Annotated in this window: 9 protein-coding genes and 1 tRNA gene; 6 read left to right on the forward strand and 4 right to left on the reverse strand. The window is 64.4% G+C overall.

The genetic code is table 11. The features are described 5' to 3' along the window. Positions 1-380: 380 nt before the first annotated feature. The 4 genes from ABTX62_RS20685 to ABTX62_RS20700 form a co-directional block, all read right to left on the reverse strand. Complete coding sequence (locus tag ABTX62_RS20685) at positions 381-1508, reverse strand: hypothetical protein (protein ID WP_352117521.1); 1128 nt, start codon at positions 1506-1508, stop codon at positions 381-383. 847 nt (positions 1509-2355) lie between these two features. Then, complete coding sequence (locus ABTX62_RS20690; RefSeq protein ID WP_352117522.1) at positions 2356-2553, reverse strand: hypothetical protein; 198 nt, start codon at positions 2551-2553, stop codon at positions 2356-2358. A gap of 766 nt (positions 2554-3319) precedes the next feature. Continuing rightward, positions 3320-3616, reverse strand: coding sequence for a hypothetical protein (locus tag ABTX62_RS20695; RefSeq protein ID WP_352117523.1), 297 nt, complete (start codon positions 3614-3616; stop codon positions 3320-3322). A 592-nt stretch (positions 3617-4208) separates the two neighbouring features. After that, positions 4209-4487: a hypothetical protein gene (locus ABTX62_RS20700; RefSeq protein WP_352117524.1), complete on the reverse strand. Its 279-nt coding sequence runs from the start codon at positions 4485-4487 to the stop codon at positions 4209-4211. Between the two features lie 78 nt (positions 4488-4565). Between ABTX62_RS20700 and ABTX62_RS20705 the strand changes: the two genes are divergently transcribed. The 6 genes from ABTX62_RS20705 to ABTX62_RS20730 all read left to right on the forward strand — a co-directional run bounded on the left by ABTX62_RS20705 (position 4566) and on the right by ABTX62_RS20730 (position 7038). Continuing rightward, positions 4566-5321, forward strand: coding sequence for a GntR family transcriptional regulator (locus ABTX62_RS20705; protein WP_352117525.1), 756 nt, complete (start codon positions 4566-4568; stop codon positions 5319-5321). A 51-nt stretch (positions 5322-5372) separates the two neighbouring features. Then, positions 5373-5621: a DUF7660 family protein gene (locus ABTX62_RS20710; protein WP_352117526.1), complete on the forward strand. Its 249-nt coding sequence runs from the start codon at positions 5373-5375 to the stop codon at positions 5619-5621. A gap of 70 nt (positions 5622-5691) precedes the next feature. Beyond that, positions 5692-5764 (forward strand) — tRNA-Arg (locus tag ABTX62_RS20715). Positions 5765-5907: 143 nt separating this feature from the next. Continuing rightward, a complete protein-coding gene (locus ABTX62_RS20720; protein ID WP_352117527.1) occupies positions 5908-6177 on the forward strand; it encodes a type II toxin-antitoxin system prevent-host-death family antitoxin in 270 nt (89 codons plus the stop codon). Beyond that, positions 6167-6622, forward strand: a complete 456-nt coding sequence (locus tag ABTX62_RS20725) for a type II toxin-antitoxin system VapC family toxin (RefSeq protein WP_352117528.1) — start codon at positions 6167-6169, stop codon at positions 6620-6622. The genes ABTX62_RS20720 and ABTX62_RS20725 overlap by 11 nt, the downstream gene beginning before the upstream one ends. A 158-nt stretch (positions 6623-6780) precedes the next feature. Next, positions 6781-7038 carry a VOC family protein gene (locus tag ABTX62_RS20730; protein WP_352117529.1) on the forward strand — a complete coding sequence of 86 codons (258 nt, stop codon included), beginning with the start codon at positions 6781-6783 and terminating at the stop codon, positions 7036-7038. The last annotated feature ends 266 nt before the right edge of the window (positions 7039-7304 follow it).

Consider the following 7304-nt stretch of genomic DNA (forward strand, 5'->3'; position numbering starts at 1 on the left):
GGGTGATGGTGCCGTCACCTGCGCACGGTCGGCCGATGACTGACTGAGTCCTGGGCCGTCCCTGGGCCGTGCGAGGCCGACCAACGCTGACAGACGGCACCCACAGGTGACCGCCCCCACCCTGCTCTGGCCTGGGCTCCCCGAGTTGATCTGCGACACTGGGAGGGCTATGCCTGCACCCGGAGAACTGGCATGGAGGGGCTGCTTTGCTGCACAGCAGCGAAGTACAGCAACCACCGCGACCGTAGCCAGTCATCACTGACCGCAGGCACCCGGGCCACCAGCCCGACAGACCTCAGCGACCGCCCCGCCCGTAGTTCGCATCGAGGGGGCACGCCGGCAGGCCGCCTTCACTCGGTCAGTGAACCTCCCCAGTGCTGTTACGTCGACCTTTTCGTTGGGGTGAACACCCAAGTGGACAAGTGTCCCTTGTGGCGGTCGAGGGACTCATCCATGGTGAAAGATAGGTATTCGTATCGGAAATGCTCTGACTCGTAACGCCGATCAGCTTGCTCTAGCGCGTCTACAAATTCTTCTGCGCTCGGCCGTTCATCGAATTTCTGCATTGCCGTACGAACAATGACCCCCAGGAGGTAGCTTGGGAATCTGTCCGCCTCTTCTTCGCTCGAATGATTCTTCACGTTCGCCTTGAATAGCTCGCGCCAGATAACGGTGAACGGAGATATCTCCTGGATGTCACTACGGGCTGTCCAGGCCCCCGGAGGGATGTGCCAGGCGAGGCGCTTGTTGGACAGGCAGGGTTTGGACCTACCGGCTACGGATATGCATCCGCGGAGCCGTATAGCACCGCCTTTTGCCTCTCTGAGCAGTCGAGGAACCACGGACCAGTAGTCGAGCAAAAAGGTGACACGATCGTATGGGTCGATGCGAACTGATGTGTCAGATGCAGAGCTATCCGCTCCGAACCCCCTCGCCTCGAAGGCGCGCGGAGAAATGCTGTAGGCGGGCTTCTCGGTTCCTGCGATTGCCAACCCAGGCGTGTACACAGTGATCGCGGTTCTGCCGGGATTTTCAACAACAAGCTGAGCCAGCTCTATGTTCTCACTACCTGATTCACCCAGGTCGGTGGTATTCAGTTCCCATTTGCCAGATCGGTTGACCATGATCTTCGAATTAGGCTCCCAAACGGCCACATTAAGGTAGACCTTGGGGCGCCCGCCGTCGAGTCGGTGCTTGGCGATCTGCCAGCCGAGGGCACCCAGGGCCACGGCGAAGCTAAGCAATGACACCGCGAGGGCCAGTACGGCAACCGGTACTCCGAGGACAGCGGCTGATGCCGAAGCGGAGATCAACATCCGGTCATGGTACTGACAAGTGGTGACATAGGGGCCGGGTTCAGCAGGGAGGCGGAGGATGCCGTCCGCCGACTCCAGGACGCCCTTGCCGCGATCACCGTCAAGACGGTTGACCTTGGCAGCGTTCGCCCACCTCGGTGACCGCCCCGCCCAGTTCGCATCGAGGGGCAACCTGACATCCACGACTGACATCAACGACACCGGACGGGGATGTACGTCAGCGTCTCTGTCCGGCTGTAGCCGACGACCGCAGTCGGACCGGGCTCGGATCGAACTCCTAAAGCGGGTGTCGCAGGCACGACCAGGGACTAGAGGACCTGACGTCGGCCGGCTAAATCTGCGCGCATCACGTCGCGCAGGCACTGTTGGCTATCCTTCACCGCTCGCCCAGCCGTCGCGTATGCGTCAGTGTCGATTAGATCTCCGCGCCCCACGCAATCGCGTAAGTCGCGCATGGCGATCATTGATGCCCATACTTGCTCCACCACCGGTGCCGGAGCACTGATCACAAGCTGTGCCCTCACGGAGTACAGAGCGTCGGCCCCGAAGGCATCGTGGGCCGCTTCCAGGAGAGCATCTCGCCCTGGCCTTTTCACCCGTGCAGCAAGCTGGTGTAGGCGCTCGCCAGCTCCGTGAAGTGTTGACAAGTACTCGCCGTACAACTGACGGCGGACATTTCGATCTTGCGCGGCCAACTGTTGTTGCCACTGCCCGCGTTGCGCCAAGAGCGTGCCACCTGCGCCGATGACGGCCCCTAACAACGCCGAAGCCGGAGACATCCAATCCACCTGACGACTGTGGCAGGTGCCAGCTTGGACGTCCATAATGCAAACAGACGGGGAGCTGCCGCGGCCGTACGCCTCGTCACCCGAGAGCGGAGGCTCGCGCCAGATCCTGCGGGGAACCACGGGGAAAACGGGCAACCAGATCAGTGATCAACAGGACGCCGAAGTCGCTCCACCGCAGGTCAGTCCTGCAACGCCCTGAAGATCACCTTAGCTCCCCAGGCTAAGGTCACGGGCGATCTGGTGCCAATGGTTCAGCGCTCATCCCGTGTGGCCTTCGTCCACTCGATCAACTGTTTCACGAGGTCGATGACCCGCCTTTGTCGTCCCTCGGGCAGGAAGATCCAGAACAGCCAGGCCGGAGCGAGGAGCACGACAGCAATGATCAATGGGAGAATGCGCAGAGCCGTGAGGAGATGCTTGGGGCTGACAAGTTCCAGGAACTGCTGCATATTGAGGGCCTCTCAGGACTTCGCCGCACTCAACCCCTTTGAAGCTGTTGGGGTCAGTCACAGCAAAGAATCTTGGTCACAACGCGCTGCCTAAAGCAGCAACGTGCTCCCAAGTCCCTGGTGGAGATCCACTCGGGTGTGCGTCCCGGGAGCCGCAGTCGATCAACAATCAGATCTGCGGCGTACGTATCTCGTAAGTGCGAGACATGTCAGAACCCCCGTCGCGCCCGACTGCCCGTCAGTCAGGCTGGGCTCATTATGGCTTGACGGTTGACGCGATCGCAATAGTGGACGTTGCGTAATCACGCAAGCGCAGATGGCCATGTTTCACTCGCATGAGTGAAGCGGGTCGGAGCGCAGCGAGGACCTCACGGAGACCTCCTGGCTACAGGGGTAGATCGCTCAATTCAGTCATACATGCTGGTTGCGGTACAGCGGCGGAGTGCGTCAACCGTCCACGGCCAGCAGCGCCCCTCAGCGACCGTGGGCAACCTGCATGACCGCCACCAGACGATCCCTGCGAGCTACGGATCAGAAGGCTTCTGACATCTACAACTGACATCAACGACGCCAGACCCGGGCGCACATCAGCGCCTCTGCCCGGCCGTCCCACCAATCCACGGCCGCAGCTGACGCAGGTAGGGACCGAACTCCTAGAGGTGGTCATAGAGATCAGCCCTACCGTGGGCGTGCCAAGTGCACGCCGGACGAGAGCGGGGAGCCCCGGACCGTGTCCGAGGCTCCCCGCATCTACAGCTCAGCCCCCTCAGGGGCGACCAGGCGCCACCGGCCTGCGTCCGCGGCTGGTCGCGACGCGCAGCACGTCCCGTAACGCGCTGGTCAGTTGGGCGGCGAGAAGGTTCAACTGCTCCAGATCGTCGGTCTCGTCGTCGAGTACCTGATGTGCATGCTCCAGCAGTTGAGACGCCATCCCGAGTTGATACGCCTCGATGTGGTCCGCAAGTCGGGAAACATAGCCGCCTTGGTCATCAGTGCTCAGGTAGCACGGCTTGCCGTCCGGCCCCGCCCAGGGGAGAAGCCTCAGTTCGTCTCGTGTCGTCATCCCTGCGCTCCCCCGTCGGTGGCCTCGATGGTGGGCACCGACGCGCCGCTGGATGCCGAGTTCCTCGCTGTGTCATCCCCGCCCCGAGACGGGTCGGGTACCGCGTGGCACAGACAGGCGCAAGCCTCGTAGATCAAAGGAAGGTCGACCGGCGCCGAATTCGGGGTGGACTCTGAGCAGGCACGGTGCGTGCCGATCTGACAAACAGCCGAGCGATACGAGGTGAGCGAGCCGTCCGGGCCGAGAGTCTGTCGCCGCGTGGGCATCAGTGAGCCCCCAGGAGTGCCGGCCAAGCGTCAGTTGGCAGGTAGGGAGCAATGTCGACCATCGAGGGCCGCCGGGCAGCGCGCTCTTGCACCAGTACATACGGGCGGACCAGTGCAGTGTCTTCACCCCTGAGCGGGTGATGGTGACTCGGCATGTCGACGGCCTGCCCCAGGACGAGCGTCGGCTCGTCAACGGACGCCGAGGAAGCTGGAACGATCGGCGGCTGGAAGCGCCTTAACGAGCGGCGATGCCTGCCTCTGGGGAAGTACCGCGCTCTGGTGAGAGTCACCGCACGGCGGATACGGTTGAGCACGCTGGTCAGCTCCTATCGCTGATTGCTCGGTCCCCCGACATCGCCCGTCGTGGGGACCGCTTTGCGTACGGCCGCCCAGAGGGTGCGGCCGTTCATGCTGGTGGCGAGGAGCCCGAACCGATCGGCCTCGGCCACCACCTCCAGGACCTCCCGCCATAAGTCGGCGGAGAGCGATTCCGGCACCTCCGCCTGGACCGACGCGAACCGGTCGTGCTCCTCGACGCGCGAGGGAAGCCCGAGGTCGGACAGTCGGGCAGCGATGGCCGCCGCGAGTACTCCCGAAGCGGGCACAGGACAGCCTCCGTCACCGGTGATCACTTTGCGTGAAGCTAGTTAACTAGATTAGAGCTAGTGGACTAGATTTTCCATATGTCTGAGCAGCCGCCCTACCTCCGCATCGCCGACGAACTCCGGCGACGGATCGCGGAGCACGTATGGGAGCCCGGTGACCGCCTGCCGTCCCGTGCCCAGATCGGCCAGGAGTGCGGCGTGGGCGAGAACGTGGTCCGCCGGGCGCAGGAACTGCTGATCTCCCAGGGCGTGCTGGAAGGCCGCGCCGGCTCAGGGACCTACGTCGCCGAGCCCCGGCAGCGAGTCCGGGTCGTCAGGTCATCAGCTCGGGAGCAGCCCAGCGGATCGCCCTTCCGGGCGGACATGAAGGCCCTCGGCAGGCAAGGGGATTGGGAGAGCCGGACCGAGGCCAAGGTGCCGGCCCCGGCGGACATCGCTGCGCGGCTCGGCCTCGGCGAGGGCGACCTGTGCGTCCGGACCACGTATGAATTCCTTGCCGACGGCAGGCCGGTGCAGTTGTCGACGAGTTGGGAGCCGTACGACCTCACCGCCGGCACACTCGTCGTCCTTCCCGAGGGCGGGCCGCACGCCGGTACGGGTGTCGTCAACCGCATGGCCGCGATCGGTGTCACCGTCAGCCACGCCGTCGAGCAGCCGGAGCCGAGGCAGGCGACCGCCGAGGAGGCGTCGCTTCTCGGTATCCAGAAGGCCGCACTCGTGACGCACATCCGGCGGACGTACTACAGCGACGATGGGCGCCCCGTGGAGACGGCGGACATCGTGGTGCCCGCCGCTCACTGCGAGATCGTCTACGAGATCCCGATCAACCGCTAGCTCCCCTCACAGGGCGACTCAGGCTTTGCGCGCCAAGTAGGGTCCCCAGCCATGACCACTTCTCCTGATCACATCGACAGCAGAGAAGACCTGGCAGCCTTCGTTCGCTCCTTGCGTCGCGGTCATGCCGAGGACGGAAGGCCGTGGGAGAACGCGGACCTTCCGAGCTTTTTGGACGCTCTGGCCGCCTGGATGGATGACGCGGACGGCTGGTACCGCAACACCGGCCGGGAGTTGCCACCTGGCGGCGACTGGGCGTTCTTCGCCCGAGCCCTGCAAGCAGCGACGACGTACGAGTAGCCCGAGCCGCGTCGAATGCGTGTCGAAGTCCGGATGATGACGCGTGCTGCCCGGTAAGAGGAGCAGGTCAGCCAGGGTGTGGCACGCTACCCACCTAGCGCCTTCTAAGCGCTTGGCCGCAGGTTCGAGTCCTGCCGGGGGCGCATACAGCCTCTCACCTGCGGAAACGCGTGAGAGGCTTTTTCGTGTCCGGATGCACATCGCCCTTGAGCAGGCACCTTTGCCTGTCCGCAACCGCGGGGAACGGTGTAGCACCAGGTAGCACACCTTCGCTATCGTGGACAGCATGACAGCGCAGCCGGAGATCACTCAGCGCGACCTGCGCACCCGTTCCAAAGAGATCATGGACGCCGTCCAGGGAGGACAGGCCTTCACCGTCACCCGCGACGGGCATCGTGTCGGCGAGCTGGTCCCGCTCCGCCGCCGTCGCCGTTTCGTTCCCCGTGCCGAGTTCGCGGCCATGTCACGTACCGCCCCCGACATCTCGCTCGACGCCTTCCGTGACGACCAGGACGCCGTCGTCGATCAGGACTGGGACGACCCGTATGCCCGTTGAGTACGAGCAAGGCCTGCTCGACACCAACATCATGATCCTGCGCAAGTGGATCGACGCCGACGAGCTACCTGCCGAGATGGCCATCAGCGCCATCACCCTCGCGGAACTCTCCGCAGGCCCCCACCAGGTGCGCGGCGGCGAGCAGAGCGACTACGACGAACACGCCGAGCGGGCCCGCCGCATGGACGTCCTGCAGCGCGCCGAGAACGAATTCGACCCCATCCCCTTCGACGTGGAGGCGGCCCGCATCTACGGCAGAATCTGCGCCGCCGTCGTCTCCGCGGGCCGCAAGCCCCGTCGCCGTGTGGCCGACCTGATGATCGCCGCCGTCGCGGCCGCCGAGGAACTCCCCCTGTTCACCACCAACCCCGACGACTTCAAGGGCCTCGACCAACTGATCACCATCGTGCCCGTCACCCGGCCCGAGATGTTGCACGACCGGTAGTACCCCGTCCGCCCCGCCCTGCGCCGGAAGCCAAGGTCGTTCCGCTCCCGGTCGCGGACACCACCGCCCGTCACCACCTCACGTCACGCGAGACCTCGATCTGCACGGAGACGACGCCCGGAGCCTCGGTGCCGGCACGGCGCCCATACGGTTTCCCGATGACGCCGATCAAGAAGTTCCAAGTCACCTTCGACTGCGCAGAACCCGAGCGTCTCGCTCGTTTCTGGTGCGAGGTGCTGGGATACGTCGTACCGCCGCCACCCGGACTCGTGGGGGAAGAGCGCCTCGCCGCACTTGAGGCGGAATGCGCACGACTGGTCCCGCTCGGTGCGGTGCACGTGCGCACGCTGTACGACGGCAATGATTCGTGCATCCCGATGCTGGACATCGAGGGCAACGAGTTCTGCATCGACTGAGAGACCGCGAACGTGTCTTCGCCCTGTCCCCATGAGCCAGGGCGAAGGCACGAGGGTCGGTCATCAGCCAGAGGTCCCCCAGAAATAACAGCAAGCGCTCTGACGGTTTTCGGTCGCGAGCGACCAGCGAAGACGCAGGTGAGCACATCGCTCAACCCCTGACACCGTCTAAGGGGTCCTTTCACTATGCCCGTCCGGGTCGCGCGGCCTGGCACCGCACCTCGCCGCGTTGCCGAAACGCCCTAGTAGCTCCGCTACGAGGGCTT

Source organism: Streptomyces sp. NPDC096046 (assembly GCF_040303285.1).
Classification (GTDB): Bacteria; Actinomycetota; Actinomycetes; order Streptomycetales; family Streptomycetaceae; genus Streptomyces.

What these genes read in the sequence shown, in the direction of transcription:
- ABTX62_RS20695 (WP_352117523.1), bottom strand. Translation starts at nt 3,616, where the DNA reads ATGACGACACGAGACGAACTGAGGCTTCTCCCCTGGGCGGGGCCGGAC.
- ABTX62_RS20690 (WP_352117522.1), bottom strand. Translation starts at nt 2,553, where the DNA reads ATGCAGCAGTTCCTGGAACTTGTCAGCCCCAAGCATCTCCTCACGGCT.
- ABTX62_RS20685 (WP_352117521.1), bottom strand. Translation starts at nt 1,508, where the DNA reads ATGTCAGTCGTGGATGTCAGGTTGCCCCTCGATGCGAACTGGGCGGGG.
- ABTX62_RS20705 (WP_352117525.1), top strand. Translation starts at nt 4,566, where the DNA reads ATGTCTGAGCAGCCGCCCTACCTCCGCATCGCCGACGAACTCCGGCGA.
- ABTX62_RS20725 (WP_352117528.1), top strand. Translation starts at nt 6,167, where the DNA reads ATGCCCGTTGAGTACGAGCAAGGCCTGCTCGACACCAACATCATGATC.
- ABTX62_RS20710 (WP_352117526.1), top strand. Translation starts at nt 5,373, where the DNA reads ATGACCACTTCTCCTGATCACATCGACAGCAGAGAAGACCTGGCAGCC.
- ABTX62_RS20720 (WP_352117527.1), top strand. Translation starts at nt 5,908, where the DNA reads ATGACAGCGCAGCCGGAGATCACTCAGCGCGACCTGCGCACCCGTTCC.
- ABTX62_RS20730 (WP_352117529.1), top strand. Translation starts at nt 6,781, where the DNA reads ATGACGCCGATCAAGAAGTTCCAAGTCACCTTCGACTGCGCAGAACCC.